Origin of the sequence: Polynucleobacter arcticus, assembly GCF_013307205.1 — a bacterium.
Classification (GTDB): domain Bacteria; phylum Pseudomonadota; class Gammaproteobacteria; order Burkholderiales; family Burkholderiaceae; genus Polynucleobacter; species Polynucleobacter arcticus.
Window position 1 is genome coordinate 471,047 of record NZ_CP028940.1, and the last position, 16,207, is coordinate 487,253.

General features: G+C 46.9%; 15 protein-coding genes. 6 read left to right on the top strand and 9 right to left on the bottom strand.

The window, feature by feature from the left end; genetic code table 11:
- Positions 1-2: 2 nt before the first annotated feature.
- Both DN92_RS02520 and DN92_RS02525 read left to right on the top strand, forming a co-directional pair.
- Entirely contained in the window at positions 3-554 is a 552-nt protein-coding gene (locus DN92_RS02520; RefSeq protein ID WP_173959771.1) for a TRAP transporter small permease subunit, read from the top strand.
- On the top strand, positions 551-2,083 hold the full coding sequence (locus DN92_RS02525) for a TRAP transporter large permease (RefSeq protein ID WP_173959772.1): 1,533 nt from the start codon (positions 551-553) through the stop codon (positions 2,081-2,083). The genes DN92_RS02520 and DN92_RS02525 overlap by 4 nt, the downstream gene beginning before the upstream one ends.
- A 43-nt stretch (positions 2,084-2,126) precedes the next feature.
- On the opposite strand, the gene DN92_RS02530 is transcribed toward DN92_RS02525, so the two are convergent.
- The 4 genes from DN92_RS02530 to DN92_RS02545 form a co-directional block, all read right to left on the bottom strand.
- Positions 2,127-3,478 (bottom strand): IS3 family transposase gene (locus DN92_RS02530; RefSeq protein ID WP_437342745.1). Its coding sequence is split into 2 segments (ribosomal slippage): positions 2,127-3,016 and positions 3,016-3,478, totalling 1,353 coding nucleotides; the frame shifts between segments, so codons are not numbered across the junction.
- 81 nt (positions 3,479-3,559) lie between these two features.
- The gene (locus DN92_RS02535; RefSeq protein ID WP_173959773.1) at positions 3,560-5,827 is read right to left on the bottom strand and encodes an arginine/lysine/ornithine decarboxylase; all 2,268 of its coding nucleotides are present in this window, start codon (positions 5,825-5,827) and stop codon (positions 3,560-3,562) included.
- Positions 5,828-5,865: 38 nt separating this feature from the next.
- Positions 5,866-6,432: a dCTP deaminase gene (dcd, locus tag DN92_RS02540; RefSeq protein WP_173959774.1), complete on the bottom strand. Its 567-nt coding sequence runs from the start codon at positions 6,430-6,432 to the stop codon at positions 5,866-5,868.
- A gap of 40 nt (positions 6,433-6,472) precedes the next feature.
- Entirely contained in the window at positions 6,473-7,321 is an 849-nt protein-coding gene (locus DN92_RS02545) for a formate dehydrogenase accessory sulfurtransferase FdhD (protein ID WP_173959775.1), read from the bottom strand.
- Between the two features lie 134 nt (positions 7,322-7,455).
- Between DN92_RS02545 and metG the strand changes: the two genes are divergently transcribed.
- The 4 genes from metG to panC all read left to right on the top strand — a co-directional run bounded on the left by metG (position 7,456) and on the right by panC (position 11,187).
- Positions 7,456-9,126 (top strand): methionine--tRNA ligase, encoded by a 1,671-nt coding sequence (gene metG / locus DN92_RS02550; RefSeq protein WP_173959776.1) that lies wholly within the window; start codon positions 7,456-7,458, stop codon positions 9,124-9,126.
- A gap of 150 nt (positions 9,127-9,276) precedes the next feature.
- Positions 9,277-9,465 (top strand): DUF3460 family protein, encoded by a 189-nt coding sequence (locus tag DN92_RS02555; protein WP_173959777.1) that lies wholly within the window; start codon positions 9,277-9,279, stop codon positions 9,463-9,465.
- Positions 9,466-9,541: 76 nt separating this feature from the next.
- On the top strand, positions 9,542-10,339 hold the full coding sequence (locus DN92_RS02560; protein ID WP_254598361.1) for a segregation and condensation protein A: 798 nt from the start codon (positions 9,542-9,544) through the stop codon (positions 10,337-10,339).
- Positions 10,336-11,187 carry a pantoate--beta-alanine ligase gene (panC, locus tag DN92_RS02565; protein WP_173959779.1) on the top strand — a complete coding sequence of 284 codons (852 nt, stop codon included), beginning with the start codon at positions 10,336-10,338 and terminating at the stop codon, positions 11,185-11,187. The genes DN92_RS02560 and panC overlap by 4 nt, the downstream gene beginning before the upstream one ends.
- 51 nt (positions 11,188-11,238) lie before the next feature.
- On the opposite strand, the gene DN92_RS02570 is transcribed toward panC, so the two are convergent.
- The 5 genes from DN92_RS02570 to frc (DN92_RS02590) form a co-directional block, all read right to left on the bottom strand.
- Entirely contained in the window at positions 11,239-11,538 is a 300-nt protein-coding gene (locus tag DN92_RS02570; protein ID WP_173959780.1) for a hypothetical protein, read from the bottom strand.
- A 511-nt stretch (positions 11,539-12,049) separates the two neighbouring features.
- Positions 12,050-12,982 carry a methionyl-tRNA formyltransferase gene (locus DN92_RS02575; protein ID WP_173959781.1) on the bottom strand — a complete coding sequence of 311 codons (933 nt, stop codon included), beginning with the start codon at positions 12,980-12,982 and terminating at the stop codon, positions 12,050-12,052.
- A gap of 1 nt (position 12,983) precedes the next feature.
- On the bottom strand, positions 12,984-14,231 hold the full coding sequence (gene frc / locus DN92_RS02580; RefSeq protein ID WP_173959782.1) for a formyl-CoA transferase: 1,248 nt from the start codon (positions 14,229-14,231) through the stop codon (positions 12,984-12,986).
- Positions 14,232-14,365: 134 nt separating this feature from the next.
- Complete coding sequence (locus tag DN92_RS02585; protein WP_173959783.1) at positions 14,366-14,794, bottom strand: PAS domain-containing protein; 429 nt, start codon at positions 14,792-14,794, stop codon at positions 14,366-14,368.
- A gap of 94 nt (positions 14,795-14,888) precedes the next feature.
- The gene (gene frc, locus DN92_RS02590; RefSeq protein WP_173959784.1) at positions 14,889-16,139 is read right to left on the bottom strand and encodes a formyl-CoA transferase; all 1,251 of its coding nucleotides are present in this window, start codon (positions 16,137-16,139) and stop codon (positions 14,889-14,891) included.
- Between the last annotated feature and the right edge of the window lie 68 nt (positions 16,140-16,207).

Below are 16,207 nucleotides of genomic sequence, written 5' to 3' on the forward strand. Positions count from 1 at the left end.
GTATGGGTTTTTGGGGAACGCTCTCAACCGGAATTGACCGCCTCAATCAATTTCTAGGCAAGGTAGCCAGCGTGATGATTTTGCTATCTTGCGTGATATCGGCTGGCAACGCCTTACTTCGCTACAGCTTAGATATGAGCAATAACTGGCCACTAGAATTACAGTGGTACCTCTTTGGCGCTGCCGTCATGCTCGGCGCCTCCTACACTCTTAAACTAAATGAACATGTTCGAGTCGATCTCATTTACTCACAGCTATCGGATCGCGGACGCCTCTATACCGATCTCTTTGGTTTGATCTTTTTTTTGATGCCCGCTTGCATCTTATTTACCTGGCTATCTTGGACAGCTCTGTTTTACCCATCGTGGTTAGTCTCAGAGCATTCAGCCAATGCAGGTGGCTTGTTACGCTACCCCATTAAGTTTATTGTGCCGTTTGGCTTTTTTATGCTGAGCCTCCAAGGGATTTCAGAGATCATTAAACGTATCGGCTTCCTAACAGGCAAAAACACCCTGCCAGCCGCCGATCTCCATTATAAAAAGCCCATGCAATGATTCCACTCGAATGGATGCCGCCACTGATGTTTGGTGGGCTTATCGTGTTTATGTTGATCGGCTTTCCGGTGGCTTTTTCTTTAATGGCGGCAGGTCTCTTCTTTGCTGGCATCGCCATCAGCGAAAACTTCTTTGGCATGCCATTTCTGCAAGCGATTCCGCAACGCATCTTTGGTAGCGTACTCGCCAATGACCTCCTTCTCGCCATCCCCTTCTTCACCTTCATGGGTGCCATCCTAGAACGCTGTGGCCTTGCTGAAGAAATGCTCGATTCCATGGGTCAGCTTTTTGGTCGCATTCGGGGCGGTTTGGGTTACTCTGTAATCATTGTGGGATTCATACTGGGCGCCATTACGGGCACAGTGGCTGCTCAGGTGATCGCTATGGCCATGATCTCTTTGCCGGTAATGATGCGTTACGGCTACAACATGCGCTACGCTACGGGCGTTTTAGCAGCCTCTGGAACGATTACTCAACTAGTGCCGCCCTCCTTGGTGCTCATCGTACTGGCTGATCAGCTCAAAACTCAAAGTGGTAGTGCCGATGTTGGCAGCATGTACCTGGGTGCTTGGGGCCCATCCCTTTTACAAATTGGTCTTTTTGCGCTTTACACCTTCTTCCTTTCTCGGTTTAGACCCCACTACCTACCCGCTGCTCCAGAGGGCGAACTCACCCTCAAGGGCTGGGCGCTCTGGAAAAAATGTCTCCTGGGGATCGTTCCCTCTGCCGTACTGATTTTCTTGGTACTGGGAACCATCATGACCGGTATCGCAACACCCACTGAGTCTGGTGCAATGGGTGCGATGGGCGCCCTCCTCTTAGCCTGGATTCGCAGAGCGAGTATCCCCAATCTCACGGGACTCATTCAGGAGGCCTATCAAAATACGATGCGCATTACCGCTATGGTGGTATTCATCTTGATTGGCTCTACCTGCTTCTCAGTAGTATTTCAAGGGGTTGATGGTGGGCACTGGGTTGAAGAGCTATTCTCAAACCTGCCTGGTGGTTGGGTTGGCTTCTTAGTCGTCGTCAATCTATTTGTTTTCTTCTTGGCATTCTTTTTGGACTTCTTTGAGATCGCCTTCATCATCGTTCCTTTACTTGCGCCAGTTGCAGTGAAGTTACTCGCCCCAGTTTTATTGGCTTCGATGAACGGTAATCCCCAAGCGGCTGCAAGTGCTGCCCTAGTCTGGTTTGGTGTGATGCTGTGCGTGAATATGCAAACCTCATTTATGCACCCGCCGTTTGGGTTTGCACTGTTCTACTTGCGTGGAGTCGCGCCTAAGGAAGTCAAGAGCAGCGACATCTATTGGGGTGCATTACCTTGGGTGGTGCTTCAACTCATTATGGTTGTGCTTGTTGCCGCATTCCCAGCGCTAGTCACTACGTTTCTGGATAAGCCTGCAGCAGTAGCGCAAAGTCAGGAGTTTGATTTCGCAACTACCGATGAAGGGGAGACGGGTGCATCGCAAAGCAAAGTTGATGAAGATGCACCGGTGGTCTTCCAATTGGATAAGCCAGGCAAATAAAAACCACCCGCATGAACTGACCCCCAGTAGTTGGACAGTTTAGTTAGGTTAGCACGAGGGATTGAGTTCGGTATTTCACCGGGCTTAATCCCTTTAGTTTTTGTTTGATTCGATCATGGTTGTAGTAATGGATATATTCTTTAAGTTCTGTTTTAAATGATTCGATACTTTCAAACCTTCTCCGATAGAAGAACTCTGTTTTCATAATCCCGAACCAGTTTTCCATCACTGCGTTATCTAAGCAGTTACCTTTTCTAGACATGCTTTGAGTAATGCCTTGCTGGTGTAGGGCCTGTTGATACAGCCCCATTTGGTATTGCCAGCCCTGGTCTGAGTGCAATACTGGCCTGTCTTCATTCTTGAGTCGTTTGAAGGCGCTCTTTAGCATCTGCATTACTGAGCTAATCTGTGGTCGATCAGCAATCTCATAGGAGATGATCTCTTGGTTATATAGATCCAGGATGGGTGAGAGATAAACTCGCTCGCCCTTGATATTGAACTCAGTCACATCAGTCACCCACTTTTGATTGGGTGCTTTAGCTATAAAGTTGCGCTCTAACAAGTTAGGGGCTGCCTTACCCACAGACCCCTTATAAGACTGATAGCGCTTGGGCCTCACAAGGGACTTCAGTCCTAGTTGGCCCATCAGCTTTTGCACGGTCTTGTGGTTTAGGTATTGCTGTTGATTACGCAGCTCTAAATGTACCCGCCGATAGCCATAGCGACCCCGATGGGCATTAAAGATCTGGGTGATATGCTCTTTAGCCCCCTGATAAGGATCAGCTTTACTACTGGCTGCCCGCCAGTAGTAGTAAACGCTTTTAGCCATCTTGGCGATGAGTAGTAAGTCTGGTAAACGGTAATGCGGCCTTAGCTCAGTAATTACTTGGGCTTGTTCTCTTTTACTGCTTTGCTCTGAGCTAAGGCTTCTAACTTTTTTAGGTAGGCAGCCTGTGCTTCGGCATACCCCAAACGTCTTCGCAACTCTGCCGGCGTGAGCTCCGAGATAGGCTTTTTGAGTAATGCTTTGATATTAAATTGGGACATCGGCGGTTGTCCTCTCTGTCGATTGGCAAGGGCTGTAATACCGCCTTCATTGTAGAGTTTTTGCCATTGCAAAATGGTGGTCATACTACCAATCCCAAAGTGGGCAGCAGCTGGCCTAGCTGATATCTGATACTGTGCCATGTACTCTAGAACCTGTACTTTGAACTGCGGGGAGTGGCGTTGGTAGCTAGGATTAAGACCACTATGGCCACGTGCTTGATAGGCTAAAGCCCATTTGCGGACATCTGAGTGACTAATCTCAAATAAGTGACTTACCCGCTTAAGACCACCTGACTTTAGAAACTCTTTAACTACCTTTAGCTTGAACTGCTTGCTGTACTTGCTCATAAAACAAAACCCCCTTGGTTGGACATAACGTCCAACTTTTGGGGGTCAGTTCAGTAGGTGGCTTTTACTCAGCAAGAATAATTACAAAGTGATATCCGGCTCTTGTCTTACACAATCAACGTAGTACTCGCTACTTCCATTGATATCGCCCTTCACTAATCCATGAATATCAGTCTCAAAGCCTGGGAATTGCGCATTGAAGTCCCGAGCAAAGTAGAGATAGTCAATGATGCGTTTATTAAAACGTTCACCCGGAATTAACAAAGGAATGCCTGGAGGATAAGGGGTGACTAGCATTGCAGTGATGCGACCCTCCAATTGATCTAAAGGAACGCGGTCCACTTTCTTGTGCGCCATCTTGGCCCAAGCCTCTGAAGGCATCATCGCCGGCACCATATCGGAGGTATACATCTCCGTAGTCATACGAGCCACATTGCGGCTCTTATAGAACTCATGAATCTGCTGGCAGATATCCTTGAGGCCAACGCGCTCATAGCGAGGGTGTTTGGCTACGAACTCTGGCAATACTTTCCAAAGAGGGGCGTTCTTATCAAAGTGGTCTTTGAATTGCTGTAACTCGGTTACTAAGGTATTCCAACGCCCTTTAGTAATACCGATAGTAAACATGATGAAGAAGGAATACAGGCCACACTTCTCCACGATCACGCCATGCTCAGCTAGATACTTAGTGACAATGCTTGCCGGGATACCCATGGAGCCAAAGTTACCCTCGATATCTAAACCAGGCGTCACTACTGTCGCCTTAATGGGGTCGAGCATGTTGAAATCTTCAGCCACCTTGCCAAAGTCGTGCCAGCTCGCATTGGGTTCTAGTATCCAATCAGAGCGCTCACCAATACCCTCTTCGGTTAAGTGATCTGGTCCCCAAACCTTGAACCACCAGTCGGCTCCAAACTTGTCATCCACCTCACGCATTGCGCGCCGGAAGTCCATTGCTTCAGCAATCGACTCCTCAACCAAGGTAGTGCCGCCAGGTGACTCCATCATGGCAGCAGATACATCACAAGATGCAATGATGGCGTACTGCGGGCTAGTTGAGGTGTGCATCAAATAGGCCTCATTAAAACAATCGCGATCTAACTTGGTGTCTTCAGCATCCTGCACCAATACCTGTGATGCTTGTGAAAGGCCAGCTAACAACTTGTGAGTAGATTGGGTAGCGAACATCAAACTCGTTTTAGTACGCTTACGATCGGAGCCGATGGCATGCATATCTTTGTAGAAAGGATGGAATGCGGCGTGAGGCAACCAAGCCTCATCGAAATGCAATGAATCTACTTTGCCATCTAACATCTCTTTAATCATCTCTACGTTATAGATGATCCCGTCATAGGTGCTTTGTGTAAGCGTCATGACACGAGGCACTACGTTCTTGTCTTTGATAAATGGATTGGCGTCAATTTTCTTCTGGATGTTTTTCCACTCAAACTCTTCCTTCGGAATCGGACCAATAATGCCCAAATGATTACGGGTTGGCATCAGGAAAATCGGAATTGCACCCATCATGGTGATGGAATGAATCACTGACTTATGGCAATTGCGATCCACCAGAACCACGTCACCAGGAGCAACCGTGGAGTGCCAAACAATTTTGTTTGAAGTAGAGGTGCCGTTGGTTACAAAGAACAAATGGTCCGCATTAAAGATGCGCGCAGCGTTGCGCTCGCTTTGCAACACAGGACCCGTGTGGTCTAACAACTGACCCAACTCTTCTACTGCATTACATACGTCAGCACGGAGCATGTTTTCACCAAAGAATTGATGAAACATACGGCCTACTGGACTCTTTAAGAAAGCCACACCGCCGGAATGTCCTGGGCAATGCCAAGAGTAAGAACCTTCCGAAGCGTAATTCGTTAAGGCGCGGAAAAATGGCGGCGCTAATGAATCGAGGTAAACCTTCGCTTCACGAATGATGTGACGAGCCACAAACTCTGGCGTATCTTCATTCATATGAATGAAGCCATGCAACTCGCGCAAAATATCGTTAGGCATATGGCGTGAAGTACGTGTCTCGCCATATAAGAAAATTGGAATATCTTCATTGCGCTTACGCACTTCAGTAATAAAGGCGCGTAGGTTGTTTAATGCAGGTAAATCATGGTCTTCAGAGTCAGAAACAAACTCTTCGTCGTCAATCGAAACAATAAAGCTAGAAGCACGGGAGGCCTGTTGGGCAAAGGATGTCAGGTCGCCGTAGCTAGTTAAGCCGATGACTTCCATCCCCTCAGTTTCAATCGCTTCAGCTAAGTCGCGAATACCCGAACCTGAAATATTTTCAGAACGAAAATCCTCATCAATAATGATGATTGGGAAACGAAATTTCATGAGTACCCTTAAATTCGCCGGTGTGGCGATTAAACAGATTAAGTCTTCGGCAGAGTTACACCGACTTGGCCTTGATACTTACCGCCGCGATCTTTGTATGATGTGCCACACACTTCATCACTCTCGAAGAACAGTACTTGAGCGCATCCCTCGCCCGCATAAATTTTCGCAGGCAATGGCGTGGTATTAGAAAACTCGAGCGTCACATAACCTTCCCACTCGGGCTCGAATGGCGTGACGTTCACAATGATTCCGCAGCGCGCATAGGTACTCTTGCCAACGCAGACAGTCAATACGCTACGTGGAATCTTAAAATATTCAACGGTTCTTGCCAAAGCAAAAGAGTTTGGTGGAATGATGCAAACCGGGCCCTTAAAATCAACAAACGATTGTTCGTCGAAATTCTTAGGATCGACAATGGTGCTGTTGATATTTGTGAAGATCTTAAATTCATCAGCGCAACGAATGTCATAGCCATAGCTTGAAGTGCCATAGCTCACAATTTTTTGCCCGGCGGCATCGTGGCGGACCTGCCCAGGTTCAAACGGGCTGATCATGCCTTGCTCGCCCATACGGCGGATCCAGTGGTCAGATTTAATAGTCATGGCCGAATTGTAAAACCATCACAGGCCATGTGCCCAGAATTTAAGAGGCGACAGGTGGGGAGGTAAAAATGACCCTCTCAGGGGCATTGAAGATCTCAAAATGCTTCCCAGAACAACGGGATAGGAGGGTGAGATTGGTTTTGCGGGCCAACTCTAGTCCCATCAAGGTCATGCCGGAGCGGGTCATCAAAAAAGGAATGCCCATCTGAGCGCCTTTGATGACCATCTCGGAGGTCAAACGCCCGGTAGTAAAGAAAATGAGGTCTTTACCTGGTTTATCGGCTAACCACATCAAACCTGAAATAGAGTCCACGGCATTGTGTCGCCCCACATCCTCAATAAAATGCAGTAATCGGACTTTGTCATTGCCGTCCCGCTCAAACACTGCGCAGGCGTGAACGGAACCTGATTTCTTATAAATGGAGTCATGAGTCCGGATATCGTCAATGAGCGCAACAATTGCCTCTTGGCTTAGCCCAGGCCCATCAGAAAGCCGAATTTCAGACATTTCTTCAATTAAGCCGCCAAACATCGTCCCTTGGCCGCAACCCGTTGTGACGACCCGCTTGCTAGTGAGTGCATCAATGTCTACCGTGCTGCGATGGGTCTTCACGGCAGCTGAATCAGTCTCCCAGTCCACCTGAATGCTGGCAATATCATCTGGCGACTCTACTAAGCGCTGGTTACGTAGGTAACCCAGCACCAAGGCCTCAGGGGCGCTCCCCAGGGTCATCAAGGTGACAACCTCGCGTTTGTCCAGATAGATGGTGAGAGGGCGCTCTCCAGGAATATGGGTATTCTTAATGCGCCCGGCCTCATCCATGATTTGCACTTCGTGCACCAAGGGCACGGATGCACTAGACATCTGAATATTGTGGGGTGAAGCCATTAAACATCTCTTAAATTAGGACCGAATCTAATTTTACTTTAATCGCAGACTAAAATTGGTACAGAAGTTTGGGCTCAAGCCCCATAATCTGATATTCCTATTTGTTGAATTTTTCTATTTAAGTCCGCTTTTTCATGAGTAGCTCCAAACGTCGCCTCCTAGTTACCTCCGCCTTACCTTATGCCAATGGCCAGATTCATATTGGGCATTTAGTGGAATATGTCCAGACTGATATTTGGGTCCGCTTTCAAAGGATGCGTGGACACGAGGTTCATTACGTTGGCGCCGATGACACTCACGGCACACCCATCATGTTGCGCGCCGAAAAAGAAGGCATCACTCCTAAAGAACTTATTGCCAATGTTTGGAAAGAACATAAGCGCGATTTCGATGACTTCTTAATTTCTTTCGACAATTACTACACTACCGATAGCCCCGAGAATGAAACCTTATCTCAGAGCATCTACCTCAAGCTACGTGATGCAGGTCTTATTGAAAAACGTGCGATTGAACAAGCCTACGATCCCGTTAAAGAAATGTTCTTACCGGATCGCTTTATCAAAGGCGAATGTCCTAAGTGTGGCGCTAAAGATCAGTATGGAGACTCTTGCGAAAAGTGTGGCGCAACCTACTCTCCAACAGATTTAAAAAATCCCTTCTCTGTCGTGAGCGGTGCAACACCCATTAAGAAAATTTCTGACCATTACTTCTTTAAGTTATCAGACCCCCGTTGCGAAACATTCCTGCGTGACTGGACTCAAGTCAGAACTCCGCTACAACCGGAAGCTCGTAATAAGATGAAGGAATGGGTTGGGCAAGCTGGTGATAGCAAGCTTGGTGACTGGGACATCTCTCGTGATGCACCCTACTTTGGCTTTGAAATCCCCGATGCTCCAGGCAAATATTTTTATGTCTGGCTTGATGCTCCTATTGGTTACTACGCCAGCTTCCTCAATTACTGTCAGAGTAAGGGCATGGACTTTGAGGAATGGGTCAAACCTGACACCACTACAGAGCAGTATCACTTCATCGGTAAAGATATTCTGTACTTTCACACGCTATTTTGGCCAGCGACCCTGCACTTTGCAGGCTATCGCACGCCAACGAATGTATTTGCGCATGGCTTCCTGACCGTCGATGGCGAAAAAATGAGTAAGTCCCGCGGCACATTGATCTCAGCTCATAGTGTCATTGAGTCGGGCTTTAATCCAGAATGGTTCCGCTATTATTTTGCAACAAAGTTAAATGACAGCATGGAAGACTTGGATCTCAATCTTCAAGACTTCGTTGCCAGAGTCAACAGTGACCTTTTAGGCAAGTACATCAATATCGCTAGCCGCAGCGCTGGCTTTTTAGTGAAGCGTTTTGGTGGCGTCGTATCTGATGCAGCAATGCAAAATCCATTGCTCACTGACATTACTTCTGCCAGTGACAGAATTGCTGAGCTCTATGAGGCGCGTGAATACGCAAAAGCACTGCGCACCATCATGGAGTTAGCTGATAAGGTCAATGCTTTTGTGGACGAAAACAAACCCTGGGAAATCGCTAAAGACCCAGAGCGTGAGGCTGACTTACAAAGAGTTTGTAGCGTGACTTTGGAAGCGTTCCGCCTAATGAGCCTCTACCTCAAGCCAGTACTCCCACAAGTCACTGCGGGCGTTGAAGAATTCCTTTCTGTGCCTACAATGACCTGGGATGACGTTAAAACCCCGCTTTCTAGTCAAAACCCGATCAAGCCGTATAAACACCTCATGACTCGTGTTGAAGCGCCACAAATCGAGGCTTTATTGGCAGCAAACGTATAAAAACAGGCTCAAAACTGCTAATTTCCAATAAATAGCCAAATAGTCGGTAAGTTTGTAGGAAAAATCGTTAATAATGATGGGCTAGGTGGAAAGCTGCCGCCCAGTATTTTTTGTATGCTATTGAATTAATTGAGAATTTTAGGAAATATGATGGCTAGATATACATCTGAATTCACCCAGTTCTTAGATGAGCTCAAATCCGAGAAACCGCATCTCGAAGCAGGCCAGCAGGCTGGTCGCGCACTACTTTGGGACAAAGAGCCTCTGACTACTGAAGATCAGCGTCGAGCCAAGGCTGCTAAGTTAAAACAACGCGCCTACGTTTATTCGAATGACTAACTCAGGTAACGCATTGGGAGCTGAGCCAAGCATCCAAGCTGAGCTGCTCGACAGCACCCCATCCGTTACGGATGGCATGTCATCAGCTTTCGCAAAACTGTATGGAGAGCCATTATTTAAGCTCCCAACTGATCTTTACATTCCGCCTGATGCGCTAGAAGTTTTCTTAGAAGCATTTGAAGGCCCACTCGATCTTTTGCTTTACCTCATTCGTAAGCAGAATTTCAATGTCCTTGATATTCCAATGGCGCAGGTAACGCAGCAATACCTGAGCTACATCGATCAAATTCGCCACCACAACCTAGAGCTCGCTGCTGAGTACCTTTTGATGGCAGCGATGTTGATTGAAATTAAATCTCGCATGTTGCTGCCAATGAAAAAAGCTGACAGCGATGAAGAGGTTGAAGATCCCCGTGCAGAGTTAGTCCGTCGCCTCTTAGAGTACGAGCGTATGAAGCTTGCCGCTCAAGAGCTCGACCAAATCCCGCAACAAGGCCGTGATTTCCAAATCGCTCATGGCTATGTCGACACAACGGTTGCAGTGACATGGCCTGAAGTCAATCAAGATGATCTGCAAATGGCCTGGCGAGATGTATTGCACCGTGCAAAACTAAATCAGCATCACACCATTACTCGCGAAGAATTGTCGGTTCGTGATTTCATGACGCGTATTTTGCGCCGCCTGCAAAGCACCCGCTTTGTAGAATTTGGCGAACTCTTTGAAGATGCCATCAAGTCTGGCAAAGGTATTCCAGTAGTGATCGTGAATTTCATTGCCATGCTCGAGCTCTCACGCGAAGCCTTGGTGGAGATTACCCAGGCAGAGCCCTATGCACCGATCTATGTGCGGCTTGCCTATACCCCTGTTGCATGAAAATTATTAGCGATATACAAGAGTTGCGCGACCACTTGCGTGGACAAAATCGCGCCTCCTTTGTGCCAACGATGGGCAACCTCCATGAGGGACACCTGTCACTGATGCGACTGGCTAGGCAACATGGCGATCCCGTAGTCGCCAGCATCTTTGTCAATCGATTGCAGTTTGGCCCTAACGAAGATTTTGATAACTATCCCCGCACGATGCAGGCAGATATCGACAAGCTAGAAAAAGAGGGGGTGTACATCTTATTTGCACCCACTGAACGCGACTTGTATCCACAACCCCAGGAGTATCGAGTCGACCCGCCGCAGCAACTAGGCGATATCCTTGAGGGTGAGTTCCGCCCCGGTTTCTTCAAAGGTGTTTGTACTGTTGTACTGAAGCTCCTATCTTGCGTACAGCCCAAAGTAGCGGTTTTTGGCAAGAAAGATTACCAGCAGTTGATGATTATTCGTCAGATGGCCAAACAATTTGCACTGCCTGTAGACATCATTCCAGGGGAAACCATCCGAGCAGAAGATGGGCTTGCACTCTCTTCTCGTAATGGCTACCTATCCAAAGAAGAGCGTGCAGAAGCACCAGAATTACTAAAGACCTTAAAAGAAGTTCGTGCACGCATCCTCGATTTGAGTGAGCGCAATACGCACTCACTTGGCGAGGTCGAAAAGATGGCTGTTGATATGCTGACTGGTCGTGGCTGGCAGCCGGACTATATTGCTATTCGCCAACAAAGTGATTTGGCGCCCGCCTCAAATGAGAGCCTTGAAGCTGGAGAGCCACTAGTCATCCTGACAGCCGCCAAGCTAGGTAATACGCGCTTGATTGATAACCTCGAAATCTAAGTAACTTGCTCACTCTTCAATAGCACGCAAAGCTGTTGCTATTTCATGAATTTAAGACTTCACCTTCTCAACCAGTAATGCTTTTTTATCGATGATCAGCATTTGCTCGCTAGGGCAAATTAGTATATTGCGATAGCGTAAAGGTACATATTCATATGGACCACTACTGGCAACCTTCCATTTACTACCGTCATACAGGGTAAAGGCATCTCCCGGATTGCCATAAAAAGTGATGGGCTCCTTGATAGCTGACTTGTAGCAAGAAATGCTGTCTTCTTTAGAGGACTGGGCAGGAGCCAGCGCAGATATAGACACTAATCCCAATAAAATCCAGGCTCTATATAAGAACATTATTTTTTATGAGCTGAAGCCAGCGCTTCTGAGCAGTCTTTTAACCAAGAGAATCCCAACTTAGTTGGAGATACATATTTACGCCGTGCATCAATTTTGCAAACTTCAGCTTTGATGAGTTTTAAATCTATTAACTGCTTTGTAATTGAATGTAGCGTTGCTTGAGAGGCAATCTCTTACATTAGTATGAGATCCAAAACAGAGAGGGGAGTGCCCTCCGCGTGTGCGCAGAGCACGGCTTCAAGCACCATGACCTGTTTGTATTCAGTCAATTTATAGCGCTTATTGATCTTTCTCAGGGCGTTAGAGAAATGCAGGTATTTAAAGCATATTTCGGACATACGATAATCGTATTCCCCGAAAGGGTATTCACCTAGAAAAATCGAAAACAACTTTTATATTTAAAAACGAAGACTATTTTAAATATTATAGAAAAAATAGGTACGCTACCGAACAATACGGCTAAGCATCAGTCAGGTCTGAGATAAAAAAACAGGTCGGAAATAGCGGTCTATAGCGCTAGAAACTGACCTACCTCTAGGTTCAATTCCTTTGCCAATTCAGCACCAGTGACCTTTCCTGCTCCACCTTTTGCCTTGAGGACCTCAATCTGTCCGCCATGACAGGCAATGAAGAAAGAGTCCAGGGTAATCTGAGTAATTTCTCCGGGCTTGCCTTTAACAGCGCCATAGGTGGCAGTGACATGCTTATGGCAATCGTAGATCTGTACCTTTTGCTCGCCTAACTTAGTCCATGCACCAGGCGCAGGATTGGATGCTCGGATGAGGTTATAGATTTGGGTAGCGTGGGTTGCCCAATGAATTTGAGCGGCATCTGCACCAAACCATCCCTCATAGTTAGCCTGTGACTCATCTTGAACTAACTCTTGATGTTTATTACCTACTACAAGATCAGCAGCCTCAAGCAGTGCTTGAACACCTAAGGGGAATAAGTGATCGAAATAGATCTTGCCTAAGGTGTCATCGGGCCCGATGGATACCTCTTTTTGCAAAATGATCTTGCCTTCATCCAGACCATCGGATGGGCGGAAGATGGTGAGCCCAGTCTTTTCTTCACCCAAGGCAATTGCCCAATTAATAGCGCTAGGGCCACGGTACTTCGGCAGTAAAGAGGGGTGGTATTGGATGGTCCCATGCTTTGGAATCTTACAAAGCTCTTGCGGTACGAACTGCAGGACATAGGCCATGATGCAAATATCAGCCTTGCTATCAATCATCGCTTGCACTGCCTCAGGACCCTTAAGGGAGGCAAATTGCAAGGGAGTTAAACCCCTTGCAATCGCAGCCTCTTTCAGTACCTCGGGTTTAGTGGATTTAGGATTGTCAGGTGGACAAAAGACAGCGACCACCTCATCGCCTCGATCTAAAAAAGCTTCTAAAACCACCTTACCAAAATCCGCACTACCAATTAGCGCAACCCGCATCTTAGATCACCTTATCGTGACGAAGAGAAATCAATTCATCAGTAGTAAAACCGAGCTCACTCAGAATCTCATCGGTATGCTCCCCCAGTAGTGGTGAGCGAGTGACATCGGTTGGGCTATCGGACATCTTTATTGGATTGCCAACGGTAAGGTACTTGCCACGAATCGGATGATCTACCTCAACGACAGTACCAGTGGCTCGTAAAGAAGGTTCTTCTGCAATTTCTTTCATAGACAAAATAGGGCCACATGGAATGTCGTATTTATTTAAAGTGTCCATTACCTCAAATTTTGTCAAAGTCGATGTCCATTTTTCAATCTCAGCAAAAATTTCCATAAGACGGGGCAAACGGGCCATTGCAGAGGAGTAGTTGGGGTCTGTAATCCAATCTTCGCGACCAATCACCTTGCAAATAGCCTCCCATACTGGGGCTTGAACTACGACATAAATATAGGAGTTTGGATCTTGCTCCCAGCCCTTGCATTTCAGAATCCAACCTGGCTGACCGCCTCCAGAGGCATTGCCGGCGCGGGGCACAGAGTCACCGAACTCACCATTCGGAAACTGCGGGTACTCTTGCATAAGTCCATTACGCTCTAAGCGCTGTTGATCACGTAATTTCACGCGGCACAGATTTAATACAGAATCTTGCATTGCCGCCAATACTTTCTGACCGCGGCCAGAATGGGTACGTTGATACAGCGCGGTCACAATCCCCAACGCTAAATGTAAGCCTGTACCGCTATCGCCGATCTGAGCGCCAGTCACCATTGGTGGGCCATCATCAAAACCGGTGGTGGATGCTGAACCGCCAGCACATTGCGCGACGTTTTCATATACCTTGCAATCTTCGTAAGGACCGGGACCAAAACCTTTAACTGACGCCATGATCATCATCGGATTGAGCTCTTGAATACGCTCCCAAGAAAAACCCATACGGTCCAAAGCGCCTGGTGCAAAGTTCTCAACGAGAACATCGCACTCCCGAATTAGGCGCTCTAAAATTTCTTTACCGCGAGGCGTTTTGGTATTGACGGTGATTGAACGCTTGTTGTGATTCAGCATGGTGAAATACAAACTATCTGCATCGGGGATATCGCGCAATTGACCGCGAGTCGCATCACCCTCACCAGATTTTTCCACTTTAATTACATCCGCACCAAACCAAGCGAGTAATTGCGTGCAAGTGGGTCCTGACTGAACGTGGGTAAAGTCGAGGACTTTTACCCCTTCTAATGCTTTTGCCATGATTAAAGTCCTAACAAGATTGAAATTTTGAATTTATCCAATTTTACCAGCGAGGGAATCTTAAGAAACTAGCTCTTAGTAACGCGCCTTACTCAACGGACAGACAAGGCTATAACCCTGTTTTTGACCATAAACTATGATTGAGGCCCCTCAAGATCAGAAATGCGCTTCTTGAGCGCCCTTTCTTCTGCAAAGCGCTCGGTCTCATCCCGAATCACTGCTGCCACTCCATTAGCCTGATGTTTTTCATCAAACAGCATACCCACAGTAAATGCAATCGATAGGGTATGGCCATCTTTATGCTTAGCAGGAACCTTTAACAATGATGTGCCATAACGCGTGGTCCCCGTTTCCATCGACTGGCTATAGCCGTCGTGATGCCTTTGGCGTTGGCGCTCTGGAACGATAAGATCTAAAGTACTACCTAGCGCCTCTTCTTCTGAGTAGCCAAAAATTCTGGTGGCTGCCGCATTCCAGAGAACAATTTTTTCATGGGCATCAGCAACGACGACCGCATCGCCAACACAGTCCAATAATTGAAGCAAATCTACAGTGGTTTTCATCTGGATAGTCTAAAGACTTTTTTACCTACTAGGGAATAAAAAAGGCGCTCACTAGGAGCGCCTTTGAAGCTAAAACCCATGCTACGAAGTTTGGTTATACCGCTTTAGCAGTGTGCAGCTTAGCAATATCATCTGCACTGTAGCCAAGGTCAGCTAACACTTCGTCAGTGTGCTCACCCAATACTGGGGATGGCTTCACTTCGATCTCCAGATCAGAGAACTTAATTGGGCTACCGATAGTCAAATATTTGCCACGTACTTTGTGGTCAACTTCAACAATAGAGCCGCTCTTACGCAAGTCTGGAGATGCTGCCAATTCTTTCATGGAGAGAACTGGTGCACATGGAATATCGAACTTGCGGAGAATATCCACAGCTTCGTATTTAGTCTTATCCTTAAGCCACTCTTCAATGGTTGCGAAGATGTCAAAAATCTTGTCTTGACGCGCTTCCGCAGTCATGTAGGTAGGATCTGTTGCCCACTCTGGCTTACCAATCGCACGAGTGATTGGCTCCCAAGCGTGACCTTGAATAGTGAAGTAGATGTAGGCGTTTGGATCTGTTTCCCAACCTTTACACTTCAATACCCAACCTGGCTGACCACCACCACCAGCATTACCGCCACGTGGAACTACGTCAGAGAATGTGCCATGAGGATACTGTGGATACTCTTCGAGGTAGCCAATTTTGTCCAAACGCTGTTGATCGCGCAACTTGACGCGGCACAAGTTCAATACTGCATCTTGCATTGAGCAAGATACCTTTTGACCTTTGCCAGTTTTTTGACGCTGCATCAATGCAGTCAAAATACCAATCGCCAAATGCATACCGGTGTTGCTATCACCTAAAGCAGCAGCAGAAACTGTCGGAGGACCATCCCAGAAACCAGTTGTGGAAGCGGCACCGCCAGCACACTGAGCAACGTTCTCATACACTTTTAAGTCTTCGTATGAGTGGCCATCGCTAAAGCCTTTTACGGAAGCCATGATCATCTTTGGATTCAATTCTTGAATACGCGCCCAGCTAAAACCCATACGGTCTAAAGCGCCTGGACCAAAGTTCTCAACCATCACATCAGATGTTTTGATCATTTTCTCTAAAACTTCTTTACCTTCTTGAGTCTTTGTATCCAAAGTCAAAGAACGCTTATTACCATTCAACATCGTGAAGTACAAAGCATCTGCACCTGGGATATCACGTAATTGGCTACGAGTCACGTCACCAGAACCTGGGCGCTCAACCTTGATCACGTCAGCGCCGTACCAAGCTAACAATTGTGTACATGCAGGACCGGCTTGTACGTGTGTGAAATCGATGATGCGAATACCGTCTAATGGTTTAGTCATGTTTGATTCTCCTTAAAGTATTTCTTAGTGTTGCTAAATGTATTCTTAAAATATTACTTACGTATTAC

Bases quoted from the DNA above. Each gene is read 5' to 3' on its own strand.
- dcd (WP_173959774.1), bottom strand. From the start codon at position 6,432: ATGACTATTAAATCTGACCACTGGATCCGCCGTATGGGCGAGCAAGGC.
- DN92_RS02555 (WP_173959777.1), top strand. From the start codon at position 9,277: ATGGCTAGATATACATCTGAATTCACCCAGTTCTTAGATGAGCTCAAA.
- DN92_RS02525 (WP_173959772.1), top strand. From the start codon at position 551: ATGATTCCACTCGAATGGATGCCGCCACTGATGTTTGGTGGGCTTATC.
- DN92_RS02570 (WP_173959780.1), bottom strand. From the start codon at position 11,538: ATGTTCTTATATAGAGCCTGGATTTTATTGGGATTAGTGTCTATATCT.
- DN92_RS02575 (WP_173959781.1), bottom strand. From the start codon at position 12,982: ATGCGGGTTGCGCTAATTGGTAGTGCGGATTTTGGTAAGGTGGTTTTA.
- frc (WP_173959782.1), bottom strand. From the start codon at position 14,231: ATGGCAAAAGCATTAGAAGGGGTAAAAGTCCTCGACTTTACCCACGTT.
- DN92_RS02520 (WP_173959771.1), top strand. From the start codon at position 3: ATGGGTTTTTGGGGAACGCTCTCAACCGGAATTGACCGCCTCAATCAA.
- DN92_RS02545 (WP_173959775.1), bottom strand. From the start codon at position 7,321: ATGGCTTCACCCCACAATATTCAGATGTCTAGTGCATCCGTGCCCTTG.
- metG (WP_173959776.1), top strand. From the start codon at position 7,456: ATGAGTAGCTCCAAACGTCGCCTCCTAGTTACCTCCGCCTTACCTTAT.
- DN92_RS02585 (WP_173959783.1), bottom strand. From the start codon at position 14,794: ATGAAAACCACTGTAGATTTGCTTCAATTATTGGACTGTGTTGGCGAT.
- frc (WP_173959784.1), bottom strand. From the start codon at position 16,139: ATGACTAAACCATTAGACGGTATTCGCATCATCGATTTCACACACGTA.
- DN92_RS02560 (WP_254598361.1), top strand. From the start codon at position 9,542: ATGTCATCAGCTTTCGCAAAACTGTATGGAGAGCCATTATTTAAGCTC.
- DN92_RS02535 (WP_173959773.1), bottom strand. From the start codon at position 5,827: ATGAAATTTCGTTTCCCAATCATCATTATTGATGAGGATTTTCGTTCT.
- panC (WP_173959779.1), top strand. From the start codon at position 10,336: ATGAAAATTATTAGCGATATACAAGAGTTGCGCGACCACTTGCGTGGA.